Origin of the sequence: Borrelia puertoricensis (assembly GCF_023035875.1) — a bacterium.
In the GTDB taxonomy this organism is placed as follows: Bacteria; Spirochaetota; Spirochaetia; order Borreliales; family Borreliaceae; genus Borrelia; species Borrelia puertoricensis.
In genome coordinates, this window is sequence record NZ_CP075387.1 from 41,453 (window position 1) to 58,538 (window position 17,086).

Sequence of the window (17,086 nt, forward strand, 5' to 3'; positions counted from 1 at the left end):
ATACCTTCTATATTTTGATATTTTGTATTATCTCTTCATAATTCCAACTATCATCAATGTAATCAAATTGTATAAAGCCACTAGTATTATTTAGATAATGACTTAAGTAAACTAAATTTGGTCTCTTAAAGTCAGGATCTGATTTGAATGTATCAAACTGAATTGAGTAAAGTATGGCTTGAAGATATTCTTTATAGTAAGTAATGTACTCTCTATTTTCATTTAAGATAAGATAAAATTCATCTAAAAAGCCAGGTTTAATCATTAAATTAGTAATTTCGTTTAAGTATTTAATTTCATTTAGTTTATGTATGCCTTCACTTTGTGAAAATCCTAATATAGAGTCCCACTTGTAAACAGGAAGTACTCTAACTTCAAATGTATGCGTCTTACTTTTAGTTAAAATATTCATTTTGTAACGTGTAATCACAAATCCTCCTTAATTATTAAATTTAATTGTCAACTGTGCATCCAACAGCTCTTATCTCAAAAGTAACTTTTTCAGCTTCAACAGAGTAACTTCTTGAAGGTTCTTCTGCAAAAAATGCAGAGTTAGATATGATTTTGATGTCTTCTAGGTCATTGAATACTAAATCTAACATTCTTTCATTTTTACTTTTGGATATGTTATAAAATTGGTCTTTTGAAAGCTTTGTTAGGAGTTTGTAATCATAAGTACCAATTGAAACCTCAATATTGAATATGAAAACAATGGTTCTAGGGTCTCTAAAGCTAACTATAGGCATTCCTCTATCTTCACTGCTAGCTACCGCTCTTGTTGTAGGTTCACTTGTAAGTTCTAACTTACCGCTTTGAATCTCATGGCCGCCAATAGAGAAAACTATGTTTCTTAAATCATAACATTGTGTCATTTCTTAAGTCTCCTTTAAGCTATTTAAGTAATTTTGTATATCTTGTGCTGTAATGTTTAGAAGAACTGCGTTCATAGAGTAGTTATAAGTAATCTCTACTGATAAGAAAAGCTTTAGCTCTCGTGTTGGTGATATTTGGGTTTTAAGATTAGAGTACGCAACAATTACACCCCTATCAATGAAACGTTTAAGCATACACTCAACAGCCGCACTGTAAGCATTGTCTCGCTTACCTGAGAGTTGCAATTCTGATAATTTACTATTTTGTCTGTTATTAAAATTCCATACTCTAATAAGCTGTGATGTAAGTTCATATTTGATATAATGATAAGTGAAAATTTCATCAATTGGAGCACCTTCAAGTGTGACTCCTTCTTTAAAAGCTTTAACACCATCAAGACCAGTCTCATTAAGCAGTGCATAAAAATTAATATTCGCGTTCCTAAGTTTAGAAATTGTATCATTATCAGTAATAGGCTCCAAGCTGCTAAATTTGAGTCCATAAGGATTAGCAGCTTGAAATATGCTAGCTTCATGTAAGTATTTAGATATAAATCTTAAGTGAAGATGTGCATCACCTTGTGAGTGGATAACAATAATTTTAGATTTAGAATTCGCACCATCTTTAAACAACTCTTTTACTTCAGATTCTTTTGTTGCAAATACAAAAAAGTGCTTATCGTCTTTAAAATGTGTATAATCATCTTTGTAAAGGGTAAGCCCATCACCACCACCACTGTTATTTACGTAGGTGTTTATAAGTACAATAAATGTATATCTATTGTCTTTAAGCTCTGATTTTATTGCTTTTGATTCAGTTCCTTCTTTATATATGAGTAGTTTAACTGATTTAAGTCCAGAATCACCTGCTGAGAAGAATGCTTGGATTGCTCCCTTTAAGTATTCCTTCTCTTTACCAAATTCATCATCTCCATTACTACCTTCCTTCTCAAGTACGTCAATTTGTCTCTCAAAGCTATTTATATTTAAGTTTAATATCTTAATCTTAGGCGTTGTGGTGTTAACTTTAATTTTGGAACATTTGTACACAAGTAAAGGTGTGTAGTAATTTACATAATTTATATCTAATTTAGAATGTACCAAATTCACACTAATTGTATCTTGCGGCATTTACTTCTCCTCCTTAATTAGTTGTTCGATTACTTGCACACTAGCTTTAAAAGCTTGATTGCAACAATATGCAGCATTGCTATAATTAGAATCAATTTTAACAAGTCCACTATTTTGCATATTTGTTGTAGGATAAATATAAAAATTAAGTTCAGTTAAGTACCGCTCATCTTCACTTTGCAGCGTTACCTTATGAGTATTCTCATAAATAAAATCACTAAGTAGACTATAGATTTGAAACATTGTGTAATAAGCATCTCTCTCTTTAGAGCTTATAACCTGACTTAAGATGAATATTTGAAAATTCAGGACAAACTCATTCACATTCTTATAAAATGCACCAGCTCTTGAGCCTAATGTTAAGTCATCCATATTTTCAAATTTAATTGCAATAATGTTTGCACACTCAAGAGTGTATTTAGACATGTATGGATGATTGTATGTATTGATTAAATCTAAATTTAGAGCTAATTTAGAAGTACGTTCTTTAAAATTTTTAAAATACGAGATTAAGCTTTTATGTATGTCTTTTGTACTTAATATCACTCATTTATCCTATAGCTAATAGAATTTATCATCTCTTCAGTATCAACTAGAGTAACTTCTGGATGATGCGAACCTTTATCTCTCTTAAAGTCAATTGTCTTGCTAGATAGTGCGGGTTTTACCTTTTTTGACATGACATAATTTGTGTAATAAGTAATAAATGCTTCTCCTATTGCTTGCATGCCTTTTTTTGGACTTTTAAGAAAACAGGTTCTTATATAAGGTGTATTTATATACTCTCTAAATTCATAAGACTCAGCTACAGAATAAAGATGTGACCTTATAGGCAATTTGCTACTACCCATCTGATGAAGACTTGCAATTTTAGCATTGCGTTTATCAAACCAACCAATCTCTACTTCCATTCTACTTCCTTCAAAATCATAGTAAGATAGCCAATACTAGAGTCGATACTTAAAATTTCATAAAATGTACTTTGAGCTGAAATTCTATCTTTAAGTTCAAACTCTAGACTAGAGGTAGTATAAAGTTTATGAAGTGATTTAACATCATAAAGATTAATATTAGGTAAACTTTCAAGTGTATCAGCTTTGATACTAAAGAGTACTCCTGTAAACTTGCTAAACTTACCCTTATCATAAATTATCTCATGAGAAGCTAACTCCTCGCACTTAGAGTAATTACCTTTGTGAAGTTTGAAATTCTCTTCATTTTGAAAGTAAGAGATTACTCTTGATGCTAGTCTTGAAAACCCATTTCTAACGTTACTAATCACTTTATAAATCCTATACAACAAGAGGGCATGTTTGTTTGGCTTTTTAGAGCACCAAGTAGCGATTCAAACTGTCTACAAAAACTTAAATTAGTATTAGCCTCATTACTAGCAGGATGATATGAAATTTCAAGCTCATTTAGCTTTTCATTTTTAATCCTCTCAAGGCCAAATTCACGTATTACTCCTGCTTGACTTAGCTTGCAGCCTATATAGTAACAAAGCAGTAATATCAGACTTGAGGAGCTAAGCATACGAGCATCAATGCTTTCAGTAATTATTATCATCTCAAGTAATTCTGTGTAAGTTTCAAACTGTGTAAATGATAATATGTCTTCATTTAAGTTAAGTAAACTTAAGACTTTACTGTGAAGTGTTTGAAGCTCGCCTGACATATCTTCTCCTCTCCTCATAATTATTAACTTTATGCCTTAATATCAACTCTTAAAATAGTATTTGCTGTTGCTAAGAGACCACCAAGCACAAAATCAAGGTATGAATGTGCAATAGTAGTTGAATCCTTATCAATTTGTTCATTTGGAATTGGCAACATGTATTTACTTGGTTTAAATTTAATAAGCTCTGCATTTAATGGATAAATTAGTATCTGATTTTGAAGTAAGTTACTTGTCTGTATATATACTTCTCTTCTATTATTAACAGCCTTTATGGTCTTAATAAGGAAGTCTTCCCATGAATCATTAGAAGAATAGGTGTTAGATGATGAGGACGTATTTGTTATTGCATATGGTTTGATAAGTTTCAAACTGGTTTGTGGATCAACTAATACCATAAATGGTGTTGAGAATTCATCTCCTAGCTCTAATTTTGCAAGTCCTGACTCAATCTTTTCAAATATCTTATCCATTTTATCTTTATTTGAAGCCTCAACTTCTTCTTTAACTTGTTTTGGCATATTAAGAAGTCCGTACATATTAGGAAGCATGCGTTTTTCATTCTTTCCATCTCTCTGGATTGAAACAGCACCTGTTAAGATAAAATGGTCAATAAGTTTAATAATTTCATTACTTGCAAGCTTATATGCTTCTCTAAAGGGGAGTAAATTATTATTTACATCACCTGCATAATCATTATTTTTATAAAACTTTTCAGCGGTTTGCTTTAAATGTCTAAACCTGTACTGTAAGCTAAGGTAATTAAGCTTGATTGACTCTGATTTAAATCCTATTGTTGCAATAGTATTAACTTCATTTACTAATGTTGTAGGATTTGCATCAAGAAACGCATCCCATTTTATTGTTTTTAAGTATCCTATCGTTAAATCAACATCTTCGATTTGTTCATTTGAAAACCATTTGTAAAATACTGGTGTCTTTATCTCCGGGAATACATTTGCTATTTCTTTAGCATAATAGTTTTGGTCATATAATTCTGACATTTTTAAACTCCTTTAATTTATTAACTTGGCTTACCTTTATTACCATAAACAGCCACATGTACTATGTAAAGGTTATCCGTACTATCAATTTCGATTGAATTTGACAATGCTACTGCATTAATTTTGTTATTACTTGAAGTATTCTTTTCAACTTGTCCATTTGAGTTAAATTTAAGCTTATCTTTTTCCTTAATAGAATTATCTTTAGCTACAAGATACCCTTGAAATCTATTTGTAATAGGAATTACTGTTGCGGTACTAGTAAATTCATCAACATCTATGCATATTCCATAAAGGTCATCCTCACCTCCAGCTTCAACATGTGGTTCATAGTGTGGATCTACAACACGTTTTACTCCTCTTTTGTATGGATAGCCTTTAAAGAAGTAATTCTCTAACTTGTCATGCTTACTAGTTAGAGTCCCGCCAGAATTACTAAAATGTAAATTCTTATCTCTAAAATCAGTAGTGTTACTAAAGACACAACCATCATTGCTAGGATTCTTCATTAGCTTTTTTAGTTTTTTAGCTTGTTCTTCATATTTATTTACTAACTCAGTTACACTTGACACTGTAATCCTCCTATTTTAAGAAATTGCCTTATTACCATAAAGAGATATCTTTACTAAATACAATTTATAATCTTCTTGCCCTCGCTTATCATTCTCATCAGTAAGGTGTAATGTAAATATGTTACTTAGTGCAATTGCGTTAATTGAAACTGATGAGGTACTAGATGCTTTAATCACTTCTCCATTTGAATTGAAATCTAATCTATCACCTATTGCAATCCCACTTGAGCTTCCAGATACAACGTAACCCTCAAAATTATCAGTTATTGGTATTACCGTTGCCACATTAGTATTCTCATCTATATCAATGCATATTCCATACATATTCTTGCCATCAGAAACTTCTACTTGCACTTCATCAGATTTACTTGTTTCAATTTTTAATTTAACAGCACGTTTGTATGGAAATCCTAAAGATGGGTATTCTTCTAATTTATCTGTGCTACTTGATACAGATTGACATATAGCATCAAATGTTAAATTTTTATCTCTAAATCCAGTCTTGGCTTTAAAAACAGGTGACTCATCATCAAAACTTTTAGAGTATTTTCGCAATTTTAACAAATATTCTTTAAGCGTCTTACCTTGGTCTGTCTCTAGTACTGCTGCATGTCTCTTACCTCTTCGCCTAACTTTTGTAGAATCATCTTGCATGGATGCTTCTTGTTCTTGTTCTAGTTGTTGTTTTAAAACCTGGATAACTTCAGTATCATCCATTTGAGAATAAATATCAGAATCAACCGATTCATGCTTAACATTTGGTATTAAGTTTGGATCTTGATGATCTTCTCTACTCACCATTAATTAATCCCTCGATTCCCAAATATACTTACAAGTGCTATGTACAGGTTTTCATTAATTTTAAATGCCTTTGATAAGGCAGTACCATTAATAACACGAGAACCTGAACCGCTGTCATTTTCAATCTCTCCATTAGTATCAAATTTAACTTTGACACCTGGTGTAATTGAAGATTGACTACTCTTCTTTACTACTAAATATCCAGTAAAATTATTTGTAATAGGAATTACTGTTGCGGTCCCAGTAAACTCATCAATATCAATGCATATTCCATAAAGGTCAGAACCACCCCCAGCCTCAACACAAGGTTCATAACCATCCTCAAAAGATAACTTTACTCCTCTCTTGTATGGATATCCCTTAATTGGATAATTTTCTAACCTATCAACACTGCTGGATATAGTCCCACCTTGATTTGCAAAGTGTATTCCTTTATCTTTAAAACCTATATCTACATGAAATAGACCAGCATCTCTATTTGGGTTCTTCATTAGGTCTTGTATTTCTTCTACTTTCTTTAAGTATTCTTCTCTAATCTGTGTTATAGTCTGTGACATATATACTTATCTCCTTTAAGCAGCTTTTTGACTTTTAAGCTTATAAAACTCATGTCTCATGTCTTTATAACCATTTGCAATAGAAATACTAAATTCATCAAAGTTTTGGGGACTAAAGTTAGAATTTAATATGGATATATCCTCATTTACCAAGTCAAGTTTAATCTCCCCTTTTGGACTGGAACTAGTAGTAGAGCGAGTTCTTTTTCTTATATTTGATTTAGCAAGGTTTACAAGTTGTTCAAGTACTTTTCCATCTAAATGTTGTACTTCCCTTACATTAGCAATAGCTTGAATATCATCAACCGGTACATATTTCCTAACAAGTTCCCTACGTTGTGCTTGTATTATATCTTTCAGTGAGTATCCCCTAGCAAGAAGTGTCTCTTTATTGAAATGTGAACTTAAATGTTTACGTGCTAAAGTATCAATCTCATTAATACGAGTAGCTTCACTGAGTAATCTATTTTCTTCTTCCAAGCGCACTTGTGAATCAGCAAGCTCTTTTGATATCATCTCATTAATACTTAAATTCTTATCTTCAGATTCTTTTGCTGCTTTGTACGCTTTATATTCTTCATATTCCTTATATTCTTTTAAACTTAAAGTAATACCATTGCTACCCTCCAAGTTATCCTCTACACTCTTAGCTAAGCCATCATTTTGTGTGCTATCTATATTTTCTTGTATGTTTTGATTCATAAAATCTCCTTATTAACCTTCATAAAAAAATAATTTATGCTTTAAAACATTAAGTTCTCTTGTGCTTAATGTTTTACTTAACTCCAATTCCTTATATTTAAGGGCTAATTCTATAAGTCGCATATCACTCTCATACTTTTCTTCTTCAGTTAGTACATAAAGTGAATTAAATCTCATGTCTAAATGATAATGTTTAACAAGTTTACTATTACAACTAATCTCTAACTCTTCTTGAACACTTTTTAAAAAGTCATAATAATTAGACCTATCACCTTTACCATCATTCCCAAGCCCCTTGGTTTGTTCATTAAAACTTCTAGTTAATGGCTCTTTTGTGTCAGCACCAATCTTTGCCTTTACTAAGGCTAATGCTTCCTTTAAATAGGTTAAGTCATACTTAATAACTTCAAGTGACGCATCTGGTGTTCCACTGTAAAAAATACCATTATTATTTATGTTAGATATAAGTTTAGAGAGCTCTCGCTCTAAATCTCTATTTACACTCTTAAGTGCGCTTATATGACTCTTCTCTTCATCTACATTTCTTTTAAACAGGTTAGAAAATATGCTTGGCTTATAATTAACACCTTTAGTTAAAAGCTCTAATGAGTTTGTAGCATCACTTAAGGCATCTTGTAATGTTGCTAATGATTCATCCTTGTAAAACAAAAAGTTATGTTGCCCTATTCGCCGCTCTATTTCTTTATATATTTCTTCAAAAAGATATATATTAAGCAAAAAACTTTGCGTATAACATGGACTGTAGGCTTTAAGTATATAATCATAATTGGAATGTATGATTACTCTACTCTTATGAATCTTTACTTCTCTATAAGATATCTTCTCATCTGTATTTACTTTGAAATTGTATGTTATATAAGTAAAGTCAGGCCCCTCATCGCGAACGCTGTTATAGTCAAGATACATAAATCCAGTAGGAAGTTCTCGGTTCACGCTTAAGTGTAAATCTTCTAAAGCGTCAGCAGTTTTAACTAAAATGTATCCAACACCATTAAAACGGTAACTAATTAGGCACTGCAATAATGCTGTCTTTAACTCTATTTTTAAGGCTTCTAAAGCATCATTAATATTAATAACAGTATTAATACTATTTAAGGTGATTCCATTCTTAAGAGTATCTTCTGCTACATTTGAAATGTAGTTTCTAAAAAATATTGAATATTTATATAAGTCTTTTGCGTTTATATTGCTATTTAAAATCATGGCTTCTTTAACCTTTCACCATCAATTAAGCATATGGAGAAAATATAACGCAACAATTGACAAAAACTAATTATTTCTAACAAAATTTAAATAATTTTTGTAAAAAATGACTAAAAAAGATAATTTACAGAAGGTCAATTAAATAAAGGAATAGGTAAATAAATTTACTTTACTAATAATGACATTAATGCTAAGAATATTCCTATATTAAGGGTAATAAGAGTCCCAAACATCCAACCATGAAGTTTAAGTTTATTATCGAGTACATTGAATTTGGTATCAAGCTCCATCCTATTAATTTCCATATCTTTTCTAACATTGTCAATCTTATTGTCAAGTTCATTGAATTTAGTATCTATTTTATTGTCAAGATCTCTAATATCAGATTTTAAGGTTGTCTCAACCCTTTGAATCTCAGCTTGTAAGAGAGCTTCAACTTTTTCAAGCTTAAGGTTAAAGTTACTCTCAACGGTGTCTATTTTTTTATCGAGTTCATTAAATTTAGTATCTATTTTGGTATTAAGCTCATCCTTAACACTACTAATCCCATCTTCTAAGTGTTTTAACTTTATGTCAAAGTTTTCTTTTAAGAATTCAATGTCTTTATAAGTCAGCTCATTACGATAATACCTATAAGACAGGTCAATAGCAATATCTCTTTTAATACCGGCTTTAGTAAGTTCAGCTATAACCATTTGCTGAGTAATAACAGGCTGCGCAAGTCCCATAAAAAACTCCTTATGTAATTATTATATAATATTTTAAGTATTATAGGAACCTTATTTTAGTAAAATGTGCTCTGAGGGTACGCATACTTAGGGTCAATAACATATATGATGCTGATAGGCTATCTAATGAATCATCATCACTCTTACCATCTCCTTTGTACTTATAAATATCAGATATAGCTGATTTACTTGAATAATCCATAATACTAAGTTTAGATGTTGCAAATGGCTCTATTAATGTAGCAATTCTAGTAAATTTATTACTTATAGGTTTAATTGGAGCAATTTTAAACTTATGACTCATACCCGCCCTAAGTTTAAGAAACGTTTTAGTCACATTCCCATGCCCAGAAACGTTATCCCTATCTTCAACATATAGTTTGTGTACATTAAGATTTGTAAGTATAGTTTTAATTGTATTTAACATCTTAGGATCACCTACTGGTAACTTTTCTTGAAATATAAATGCATAATAACTTTGATCTACTCGCTCCAAAACACAAAGCGCTGTATTATCTCCTCCTATACTATATGCAGGATCTAAATACGCTATTGGGGATATAAATTCATGCTTACTTGTAAGATTAACATTGGTAAATATCGCATCACAGGACGAGACCCATTCTCCAAGTAGAACCCTTGCCTTATATGTTGGAATGTCCTTGTAAATCTCTTCTTGGGTTTTAATAAAATCTTTTGACATTAATTCATTATCATATGTTGTAAAGTTATATGTAGAGTAAATTTTTGTATTATCAATATAATCAAGCTTAAAGAAATGCTCCGGGCTGTCAGGATTGGTATCAAATATAATTGCCTGCATTCCTACTCTAAGCCTTTTTAAACATTCTATTAATGTTTCTTTATGCAGTGTAGTTGCTTCATTAACGTAAATAAGCGCTGAATTAGAACCTCTAAACCGCTCAAAATCACTTGCCCTATCACCACCATACAAATTAACTCTTAGTGAGTCTATTTCAAAATATGATGTATTAGAAAATTTTGGCCTAAAGGGTATTTTAAGCATACTAGCAATATCTTCTAACTCACTCATAACATTAACCTCTAATGATTTTTGTGAATTTCCTATTATAAAATTATTAGTATTTCTTTTATACACATTCCTATTTGTAAGCAACATTTTTAAGAATAGATAACATGCTAGAAATGTTTTACCGCTAGCAATCCCACCTGATAGGATAATTTTACTTTGCTTATTCTTCTCGATATTACGTACTACTTTAAGTTGTTTTTTAGTTAAATATTTACTTTCAAACCCTTTAAAATCAACCTCCAATGCTTTAGGCTTAATAAAATCCATTATATCAATACCAAAATCACGCTTGTACTCTCGCTGCATTTCTTTAAATATAGGCAGCTTATATATATCCATTACCATATCCTTTAAATTTGTAATTTAGAGCGCACATCTGTATCAGTAGCTTTAAGCTTTAGCATTGTCTTGTAACATAGTGACATCTTCTTAAGTTCGAGATCCCTTTTAAGCTCATCGAGTCTAAGTTTTAACTCTTCAAGCTCACGACTCTCTTCTTCTGAATGTGCAACTTTTTTACTTAAAGTCTTCTTATAAAGATTGCTAATTTGAGACTCGAGTTCTTCTATTTTGTAATTATGAGTTTTAAGTTCTAACTCTAAATAACGACTAAATGAATTTATAAATTCTAGTCCCAACATACTTTTAGCCATACTAAACTGACTTTTAAGATCACGCGCCTGGGCTGTACTTTGTGATGCATGAAATAATATATTATTTAAAGTATCTTCACGAATAGTAAGCTTAGCAGCACCAGTAATATACTCAGGATCATCTTTAAGCGCTTCCCATTTGCGTCTCATCTTTCCTACATTAACACGACTAACTCCAAGCTCTTTTGCTATCCCTGCGTCATTAAGCTTCCCTTCTCTAAAATACACAACATAATCATCAAACGATTTCTTTACCCTATTCATACCTTTTAATATAAGTTAACTAATAGGTTAACAAAAATATATTTAACATAAAATTTATAACAAAACAATAAATTTTACAAAAACAATTAATACTTATACGTACATGTACATTAAGAAGATAAATAGAGATATATTTTTAAAACAAACAAGATAAGGGGATTTATATGAATAAAATTAATTTTATTTTGATTTTATTATTACTAATTAGTAGTTGTGAATATGAGCATGGAAATGCTACACCTAAGAGTAGAAGCAAAAGAGACTTAAGCAATGAAAGAGAACAAGTAGAAAAAACACCTGAAGACGCATTAAGAGAAAAGCTAAATGATAGTCAAAAGCAAGGTTTAGAATTTTTAAAAGATGCTTTAAGTGATGATAATAAACTAAATGAAATTCTAAAACAAGATGAAAGAAAAGTTAAAGATGTACTTGAACATATAAAGAGTGAACTTGAAAAATGCACAGGTGATAATGCTAATGATCAAAAAAACACTTTTAAAACCTTAGTAAAGGAATATTTTAAAGGCAATAATGATAATTTAGACAATATTGTTGGTGAAAACAGTCAATTACAAAGCATGTGTGGAGCAAACGGAGCAGGTGGTTAAATAAAACTCTAATAATAAGGAAGTTAAGATAAGATAGATTTAAAAAAGAAAGATTTAAGAAAATAAGACAACAAAATTCTAGATAAAGATGTGTAAAAAAGAATAAATTAAACTCGTTATAAAAATGGTAAGAGTAACTATAAAAGTAAACTTTAAGTTAACAGAAATAGAGAATTTAAATTTTGTACTAAAAAACCCATCATTGCAAAATTGAAAGCTACTGAGTAGATAAATAAAGTAAATGTAGAGTAAAATTATAAGTATTTGTTAAAGATAACACAAAGTATGCTAGATATTTTGTGCTGCTTCTCCTTAAAATAACTTTTCTCTAAATTACAAGTATTCTACACAGCATATTTCTCTTACAATGAAGACCTTTAAAAATTGACTCTACGCATAAGTATTTGTTAATATTTTTATAACTAATTTTATATATTTTTAATATGTTTAGTTAACTTTGAAATTACATGAAAGGAAAACATTTAATTAACTGCAGTCTTAACTTAAAAATTAAAGAATTAGAAATGCAAAATGAACGCTTAAGTGAAGAATTAACTTTAATTAAAAGTCAAAGCAAAACTAGACATACTAAAAAATTATCCCCTCCTTTAAGATTTTATCTAAATGACAAGACAATTAGACTTGTAAAACGCTGTATAGAGAGATTTAAAGAACAAGACCCAATATCTGGATGGTTTGTACACTTACTCTCAATTACTGGTTGTAGGGGTGTTGAGATGCAAAATGTAAAACTTACTGACATATATAAAGAGACGTGTAGTAATGGTGAAGTATTTTATTCTATTCGCGTTAATGTAGCTAAAAAGCGTAGCAATATCTGTATTAGAGAAGTAGTCATTAGTAAATCTGAATTTAAATCTATAATGCAAGCCCATCAAAACTACTTTTTATCTAAAGGAAAAGACACAAGACGTACATATCTATTTCAAAAAAGTAAACTTAAATTTCGTGACAATAAAATTAACATAACTGAAATTTCAAAACAGTTTAAGGAATTACTCATTAAGGGAGGATTTAAACATCGCAAATCTTTGCATATACTTCGTAATATATTTATAGCATCATTAAAGTCTAGAGGATATAATTCATTTGAAATTAAAGAGCTTATGAAATACTCATCTACTTCTGAGATTGATAATGTTTATGGTCTCTCAAGTGCAAGTAAAATACAGGCTTACAGAGATATCAAAACTAGCTTGAAATAACTTTTAAGTTTTGCTAATATTTTTAAGGTACTACTCCCCCCACTTCAAGATTTTTACCAAGCACCAGTAAATACCTAATTTGACATTTAGGTATTTATTTTTACAAAAAAAATATTTGTTAATCCTTTGTTTTTGATAAAATTATAGTTTATAATATATATATTCTTTAAACCAAAATTTCATTATGAAAAGAGAACAGGGACTCTAAACTTTTCTAGAGTCCTTTCTCTTTACGCTTGCATTTTAAACATTTCCGTTCAAGCATAACGAATACTCTTTAAATCCATACTTGACCTATTAGTTTTGTATGAAGTAGCTAGTACCTCATGTTTAGTTTGCTTGAAAATACTAGCTACACCAGTTGAGCGTGCTACATAGTTTATGAAAAGATTATGCTTTAAGAAAAGCTTAACTACTCTTAAATCATCAAATTCACTTATTGCAAAATGCCAGTTATATCTCTTAAGCTCTAGAATAAGTCTCTCTAGAGAATCTAAATTCCATCCACGATTATCAGCAAGATTCCCATGAGAAATTGAATATGGAGGGTCAAGATATACAAATGTTGAGCTTACCTTGTCTCGATTAGGTAGTGCAGCTAAAAAATCAAAAATACCACGTGATGTAAATATTGCATTATCAAGCATCTCTTTAAATCTAGACTTATAAATTTGAAGGTTTTCTAAAAACAATCTCTTAGCATTACTTCGATCCAACTTCATAGTTGAACTAGATGAACCATAAAGTGAATATAAACATCTAAGCACCATGTACTCAATTTTGTCTCTGTTCTCATCAATTATGCTGTCATAAATAATCGCATCTCTTACACGATTGTAAAGCAACTCAGGATCTTGTCTTAAGATATAGAAAAACTTATATATAAATTTAGAATTATCATTAAGTATATTATAATGGGCTAATGGTTTTGCAAAAAATACTGCTCCTGTACCAAAAAATCCTTCAATATACTGAGTATGCTTAGGAAAAAGACTTATAATATCAGCACTATAGCGGTACTTATTTCCTTCTCTACTTAGTAGTTTCAATATTTCTTAAATATTCTCCTTGATGTAATCTCATATTCAACGCCCCGCTCTTTAAGCGTCAGTGAATCATAAAGCACAGATGACAAATTAGTTGCTATAAAATGATATCCTGGTGTATTTTTAATTTTAACTTCACTTATCTCAAATTCTCCATCTAAACATCTGTAAGCAGGGCCCTCCCACCTCACACTTGAATTAATATCAAACCGTCTCAGCACAGCGCATGGATTTAGAATATAACAATTACTTCTCATACACCCTGACTTAACAAAGTTATGATAATTTCTATTTATATCAAGAACACTAAACTGCAACTTTTTAAAAACTGATACGTAATAATGAAGAGATAAAAAGTAACATCCCCACTGACGTACTGCTGAGACTAAATTTGGATTATTTTGCGTTATTCTCATCCCTAATCCTCAACCTCCATTAAAGACTTAAGTCTGGATCCTCAAGAAGACACTCTACACTACTATCATAAAAGTTTAGAATTTGATCTATAAATATAGAAATACTAAAGAAACTAGCTACAAATATACTCCTCTTGTTAATCTTAAGTATCCCATATCTTAAAGCGAAGTCATGACTCTTTTTGCAAATGCTTAAAAACACATCTAAACATAACTTAGCATTCTTAAGAGTAAGCCCTTCTCTACAAAACCTTTCAAATAAAGGCTCTCCTTGTCTGTCTTTTCTACAAAATAAAACTTCTTCAAAATCATATTTAGCTTCAATCATCTTTGCTATAAGGTCCCTTTTTGATACTACCACCCCTAACCCCCTTAAGTTAAATATAGATATTAAAAAGGAATATCTTCATAAAACTCATCTTCAGACTTAAGATCATTAGTCTCTTGTGTCTTAGCATATGAGTTTAAGACGCAAATATCATTTACCAAAATACTGTATTTACTCTTACCCTCACCTGTACGCTTATCATTCCAACTTGAATAATCAAGGGCTCCACTAAGTACAACTTGAACCCCTCGTTTAAGTAAAGCAGCAAGACTCTCAGCTCTAGCTCCAAAAATCACACAGTCAAAAAATTGAGCCTGTCTTGTAACACAGTTATTTTTCTTTACACCTCTATTATTAGCTAGTGTAAATTTTAATATAGGAAAACTATTACTAGTATAAATAACCTCACAGTTTCTTGTTAAACGACCAGATATACTTAATGAGTTAATATCAAACACCAGAACTCTCCTTATCATGAAGCCTACTTAAAAGTTCCATACGTCTTAAATCACAATCAAGTCTCTCAAGATTTTCTAAAAATTCTCGTCTTGCATAATAAGCTTGAATGAGATTCTTTATACTTCTCACACCAAACTTACATAAAAATCTTAAAATCTTGTAAGTAATTACTAAAAATAAAGTTATAAACATAAATCTCATAAAGGTACCCTTAAACAGCTTTTAAAATAGGTGTAGACCATTCATTTGAATTACTACTAAAAGTAAAGTCTATAACACAGCTTAAAAACTTAAACCTATCCTTAATAGCTCTCTTACTCATATCTAAAGAGAACCGATTCCCATCAAAGTTATAATTTATATGTTCATTTAAAGAAAATTTACGATAAAGATCATCTATTTGAAATTTAAGTTTATCTTTAATAGGTTTGGTTACCCTAGCCAACTCTAACGCCTGAGCCTTTTTAGTCTCCTCTTCTACTTTGTCAATTTCAGATTGCAATGCATTAATCTCATCTAAACGTCTACTTAAATCCAAAATTTCGTCTTCATCAATCTCAAGTTGACTTGATTTTACAAATTCTAAAAATTCAAGCTTGAAATCTACATCACATAGCTCTTCATATAAAAAATTATTTTTCAAAAAATCCCTGATAATATCACTAAGCTCATCTAAATCAATATTTTTAATATCAATATCACTCTTTAATTTTAAAGACTGGGCAATACTACTAACTTCGCCCTCTAATCTTGAAACTTCAGTCATTATATAACTAATAAAATCATCATCTCTATCAATTACACAGTTTATTGCTTCTCCACCTATGATAAAAAATAAATTTCCCTTATCTAAACCTGTACAGAGTAGCTGCATTTGTACTTGAACATAATACTTGAAGAAATATTTATCTTCTAAAAAATTACCAGTCTTGTTGTATTCAATAGCTGCATTTTTTAAGTAAAAATTATCACTAATTTTGATCTCAAGTAACTCGGCTTCTCCCGAGTTATTTACAAACCATCCATCAATTGTTGAACCAACTAATGTCTCACAGCCCTCAACTTTTTTAAAGTAATTATATTTGTCAACACCATTTGCATATTTGTTTTTATGTAACACCTTAATATTATCCACGTTCATACGAACAAATTCATCAAATCCTAAAGATTCTAATATCTTTCCCTTTCTCATGCTCAAATTATCTTCAAATGGTATTTCTCTTCCTATAGCTTTAAGTATTCGCTCTCGCATTAATTTCTCTAAAGAATCAGCTCCAATAAACATGCTTCCAACTTCACTAGCTCCCATACGCTTTAACGATTCTCTTTGCACACTAAAGTCAACCTTACTATTAAACTTAAAACACTCATTCTTACCAATTTTTGGTAATTTACGTCCAACTCTACTTATTTTACTTAACTGTTTTTGTTTACCTTTAAGATTTTCTTGACTTTGATATGCAAAAGATTCAAAACCCTTAAATACCATTTGTCCGTACAAATCAAATTGTTGCATCCCTTCCTCTGATCTTGAATTATTTATTTTTGTCATATTTGTCATATTAAACTCCTTTTGTATAAATTTTTCATACAAACAACTATATAGCAAAAACTATTTTTTAACAAAAATATTTACAAAAAATATCATAAACATTATCATTTTTGATAAATCAAAAATAAATTTTAATCTTTAATAATTATTGATTTACTTATTACTGAATAATGGGTTATTATTATGATAAGTAAAAATTATATAGGAGTTTAATA

At 30.2% G+C, this 17,086-nt stretch carries 24 protein-coding genes; 2 read left to right on the forward strand and 22 right to left on the reverse strand.

Annotated elements, in window-relative coordinates:
* Window positions 1-7: 7 nt before the first annotated feature.
* The 16 genes from bpuSUM_RS06310 to bpuSUM_RS06385 all read right to left on the reverse strand — a co-directional run bounded on the left by bpuSUM_RS06310 (window position 8) and on the right by bpuSUM_RS06385 (window position 11,236).
* Window positions 8-430: a DUF1473 family protein gene (locus tag bpuSUM_RS06310; protein ID WP_247066929.1), complete on the reverse strand. Its 423-nt coding sequence runs from the start codon at window positions 428-430 to the stop codon at window positions 8-10.
* Between the two features lie 22 nt (window positions 431-452).
* The gene (locus bpuSUM_RS06315; RefSeq protein ID WP_247066930.1) at window positions 453-872 is read right to left on the reverse strand and encodes a DUF1463 family protein; all 420 of its coding nucleotides are present in this window, start codon (window positions 870-872) and stop codon (window positions 453-455) included.
* A gap of 3 nt (window positions 873-875) precedes the next feature.
* Window positions 876-2,003, reverse strand: a complete 1,128-nt coding sequence (locus bpuSUM_RS06320; protein ID WP_247067091.1) for a DUF787 family protein — start codon at window positions 2,001-2,003, stop codon at window positions 876-878.
* The gene (locus bpuSUM_RS06325) at window positions 2,004-2,549 is read right to left on the reverse strand and encodes a DUF764 family protein (protein WP_247066934.1); all 546 of its coding nucleotides are present in this window, start codon (window positions 2,547-2,549) and stop codon (window positions 2,004-2,006) included.
* On the reverse strand, window positions 2,546-2,914 hold the full coding sequence (locus bpuSUM_RS06330) for a hypothetical protein (RefSeq protein WP_247067093.1): 369 nt from the start codon (window positions 2,912-2,914) through the stop codon (window positions 2,546-2,548). The genes bpuSUM_RS06325 and bpuSUM_RS06330 overlap by 4 nt, the downstream gene beginning before the upstream one ends.
* Window positions 2,905-3,285, reverse strand: coding sequence for a DUF1506 family protein (locus bpuSUM_RS06335; protein WP_247067095.1), 381 nt, complete (start codon window positions 3,283-3,285; stop codon window positions 2,905-2,907). Before bpuSUM_RS06335 ends, bpuSUM_RS06330 begins: the two co-directional genes overlap by 10 nt.
* Window positions 3,282-3,677, reverse strand: a complete 396-nt coding sequence (locus tag bpuSUM_RS06340) for a DUF3890 domain-containing protein (RefSeq protein ID WP_247066938.1) — start codon at window positions 3,675-3,677, stop codon at window positions 3,282-3,284. Before bpuSUM_RS06340 ends, bpuSUM_RS06335 begins: the two co-directional genes overlap by 4 nt.
* 29 nt (window positions 3,678-3,706) lie before the next feature.
* Entirely contained in the window at window positions 3,707-4,681 is a 975-nt protein-coding gene (locus tag bpuSUM_RS06345; RefSeq protein ID WP_247067097.1) for a hypothetical protein, read from the reverse strand.
* A gap of 20 nt (window positions 4,682-4,701) precedes the next feature.
* The gene (locus bpuSUM_RS06350) at window positions 4,702-5,253 is read right to left on the reverse strand and encodes a DUF228 domain-containing protein (RefSeq protein WP_247066943.1); all 552 of its coding nucleotides are present in this window, start codon (window positions 5,251-5,253) and stop codon (window positions 4,702-4,704) included.
* A gap of 15 nt (window positions 5,254-5,268) precedes the next feature.
* The gene (locus bpuSUM_RS06355; RefSeq protein ID WP_247066945.1) at window positions 5,269-6,054 is read right to left on the reverse strand and encodes a DUF228 domain-containing protein; all 786 of its coding nucleotides are present in this window, start codon (window positions 6,052-6,054) and stop codon (window positions 5,269-5,271) included.
* Window positions 6,054-6,611 (reverse strand): DUF228 domain-containing protein, encoded by a 558-nt coding sequence (locus tag bpuSUM_RS06360; RefSeq protein WP_247067099.1) that lies wholly within the window; start codon window positions 6,609-6,611, stop codon window positions 6,054-6,056. Before bpuSUM_RS06360 ends, bpuSUM_RS06355 begins: the two co-directional genes overlap by 1 nt.
* A 15-nt stretch (window positions 6,612-6,626) precedes the next feature.
* Window positions 6,627-7,313, reverse strand: coding sequence for a DUF1357 family protein (locus tag bpuSUM_RS06365; RefSeq protein ID WP_247067101.1), 687 nt, complete (start codon window positions 7,311-7,313; stop codon window positions 6,627-6,629).
* Between the two features lie 12 nt (window positions 7,314-7,325).
* Window positions 7,326-8,537, reverse strand: a complete 1,212-nt coding sequence (locus bpuSUM_RS06370) for an anti-CBASS protein Acb1 family protein (RefSeq protein ID WP_247067103.1) — start codon at window positions 8,535-8,537, stop codon at window positions 7,326-7,328.
* A 164-nt stretch (window positions 8,538-8,701) separates the two neighbouring features.
* Window positions 8,702-9,265 carry a Bdr family repetitive protein gene (gene bdr / locus bpuSUM_RS06375; protein WP_247067105.1) on the reverse strand — a complete coding sequence of 188 codons (564 nt, stop codon included), beginning with the start codon at window positions 9,263-9,265 and terminating at the stop codon, window positions 8,702-8,704.
* A 40-nt stretch (window positions 9,266-9,305) separates the two neighbouring features.
* A complete protein-coding gene (locus tag bpuSUM_RS06380; protein ID WP_247067175.1) occupies window positions 9,306-10,658 on the reverse strand; it encodes a PBSX family phage terminase large subunit in 1,353 nt (450 codons plus the stop codon).
* Between the two features lie 11 nt (window positions 10,659-10,669).
* The gene (locus bpuSUM_RS06385; protein WP_247067113.1) at window positions 10,670-11,236 is read right to left on the reverse strand and encodes a DUF603 domain-containing protein; all 567 of its coding nucleotides are present in this window, start codon (window positions 11,234-11,236) and stop codon (window positions 10,670-10,672) included.
* A 164-nt stretch (window positions 11,237-11,400) separates the two neighbouring features.
* Between bpuSUM_RS06385 and bpuSUM_RS06390 the strand changes: the two genes are divergently transcribed.
* Window positions 11,401-11,844, forward strand: coding sequence for an Mlp family lipoprotein (locus bpuSUM_RS06390; RefSeq protein WP_247067115.1), 444 nt, complete (start codon window positions 11,401-11,403; stop codon window positions 11,842-11,844).
* A gap of 467 nt (window positions 11,845-12,311) precedes the next feature.
* Window positions 12,312-13,070: a tyrosine-type recombinase/integrase gene (locus tag bpuSUM_RS06395; protein WP_247067117.1), complete on the forward strand. Its 759-nt coding sequence runs from the start codon at window positions 12,312-12,314 to the stop codon at window positions 13,068-13,070.
* A gap of 257 nt (window positions 13,071-13,327) precedes the next feature.
* Here the strand turns inward: bpuSUM_RS06395 and bpuSUM_RS06400 are convergent, their stop codons facing one another.
* Genes bpuSUM_RS06400 through bpuSUM_RS06425 form a run of 6 tightly spaced genes read right to left on the reverse strand, consistent with a single transcriptional unit; the run spans window position 13,328 to window position 16,880 of the window.
* Entirely contained in the window at window positions 13,328-14,119 is a 792-nt protein-coding gene (locus tag bpuSUM_RS06400) for a DNA adenine methylase (protein WP_247067119.1), read from the reverse strand.
* A complete protein-coding gene (locus tag bpuSUM_RS06405) occupies window positions 14,116-14,532 on the reverse strand; it encodes a DUF261 family protein (RefSeq protein ID WP_247067121.1) in 417 nt (138 codons plus the stop codon). The genes bpuSUM_RS06400 and bpuSUM_RS06405 overlap by 4 nt, the downstream gene beginning before the upstream one ends.
* Before the next feature lie 19 nt (window positions 14,533-14,551).
* The gene (locus bpuSUM_RS06410; RefSeq protein ID WP_247067123.1) at window positions 14,552-14,893 is read right to left on the reverse strand and encodes a hypothetical protein; all 342 of its coding nucleotides are present in this window, start codon (window positions 14,891-14,893) and stop codon (window positions 14,552-14,554) included.
* Window positions 14,894-14,922: 29 nt separating this feature from the next.
* Window positions 14,923-15,318: a single-stranded DNA-binding protein gene (locus bpuSUM_RS06415; protein WP_247067125.1), complete on the reverse strand. Its 396-nt coding sequence runs from the start codon at window positions 15,316-15,318 to the stop codon at window positions 14,923-14,925.
* On the reverse strand, window positions 15,311-15,520 hold the full coding sequence (locus bpuSUM_RS06420) for a hypothetical protein (protein ID WP_247067128.1): 210 nt from the start codon (window positions 15,518-15,520) through the stop codon (window positions 15,311-15,313). The genes bpuSUM_RS06415 and bpuSUM_RS06420 overlap by 8 nt, the downstream gene beginning before the upstream one ends.
* Before the next feature lie 10 nt (window positions 15,521-15,530).
* On the reverse strand, window positions 15,531-16,880 hold the full coding sequence (locus tag bpuSUM_RS06425) for a DUF244 domain-containing protein (RefSeq protein WP_247067129.1): 1,350 nt from the start codon (window positions 16,878-16,880) through the stop codon (window positions 15,531-15,533).
* Window positions 16,881-17,086 lie beyond the last annotated feature (206 nt).

What these genes read in the sequence shown, in the direction of transcription:
- bpuSUM_RS06365 (WP_247067101.1), bottom strand. Translation starts at nt 7,313, where the DNA reads ATGAATCAAAACATACAAGAAAATATAGATAGCACACAAAATGATGGC.
- bpuSUM_RS06345 (WP_247067097.1), bottom strand. Translation starts at nt 4,681, where the DNA reads ATGTCAGAATTATATGACCAAAACTATTATGCTAAAGAAATAGCAAAT.
- bpuSUM_RS06405 (WP_247067121.1), bottom strand. Translation starts at nt 14,532, where the DNA reads ATGAGAATAACGCAAAATAATCCAAATTTAGTCTCAGCAGTACGTCAG.
- bdr (WP_247067105.1), bottom strand. Translation starts at nt 9,265, where the DNA reads ATGGGACTTGCGCAGCCTGTTATTACTCAGCAAATGGTTATAGCTGAA.
- bpuSUM_RS06315 (WP_247066930.1), bottom strand. Translation starts at nt 872, where the DNA reads ATGACACAATGTTATGATTTAAGAAACATAGTTTTCTCTATTGGCGGC.
- bpuSUM_RS06390 (WP_247067115.1), top strand. Translation starts at nt 11,401, where the DNA reads ATGAATAAAATTAATTTTATTTTGATTTTATTATTACTAATTAGTAGT.
- bpuSUM_RS06360 (WP_247067099.1), bottom strand. Translation starts at nt 6,611, where the DNA reads ATGTCACAGACTATAACACAGATTAGAGAAGAATACTTAAAGAAAGTA.
- bpuSUM_RS06355 (WP_247066945.1), bottom strand. Translation starts at nt 6,054, where the DNA reads ATGGTGAGTAGAGAAGATCATCAAGATCCAAACTTAATACCAAATGTT.
- bpuSUM_RS06380 (WP_247067175.1), bottom strand. Translation starts at nt 10,658, where the DNA reads ATGGATATATATAAGCTGCCTATATTTAAAGAAATGCAGCGAGAGTAC.
- bpuSUM_RS06340 (WP_247066938.1), bottom strand. Translation starts at nt 3,677, where the DNA reads ATGTCAGGCGAGCTTCAAACACTTCACAGTAAAGTCTTAAGTTTACTT.
- bpuSUM_RS06420 (WP_247067128.1), bottom strand. Translation starts at nt 15,520, where the DNA reads ATGAGATTTATGTTTATAACTTTATTTTTAGTAATTACTTACAAGATT.
- bpuSUM_RS06395 (WP_247067117.1), top strand. Translation starts at nt 12,312, where the DNA reads ATGAAAGGAAAACATTTAATTAACTGCAGTCTTAACTTAAAAATTAAA.
- bpuSUM_RS06370 (WP_247067103.1), bottom strand. Translation starts at nt 8,537, where the DNA reads ATGATTTTAAATAGCAATATAAACGCAAAAGACTTATATAAATATTCA.
- bpuSUM_RS06385 (WP_247067113.1), bottom strand. Translation starts at nt 11,236, where the DNA reads ATGAATAGGGTAAAGAAATCGTTTGATGATTATGTTGTGTATTTTAGA.
- bpuSUM_RS06425 (WP_247067129.1), bottom strand. Translation starts at nt 16,880, where the DNA reads ATGACAAATATGACAAAAATAAATAATTCAAGATCAGAGGAAGGGATG.
- bpuSUM_RS06330 (WP_247067093.1), bottom strand. Translation starts at nt 2,914, where the DNA reads ATGGAAGTAGAGATTGGTTGGTTTGATAAACGCAATGCTAAAATTGCA.
- bpuSUM_RS06320 (WP_247067091.1), bottom strand. Translation starts at nt 2,003, where the DNA reads ATGCCGCAAGATACAATTAGTGTGAATTTGGTACATTCTAAATTAGAT.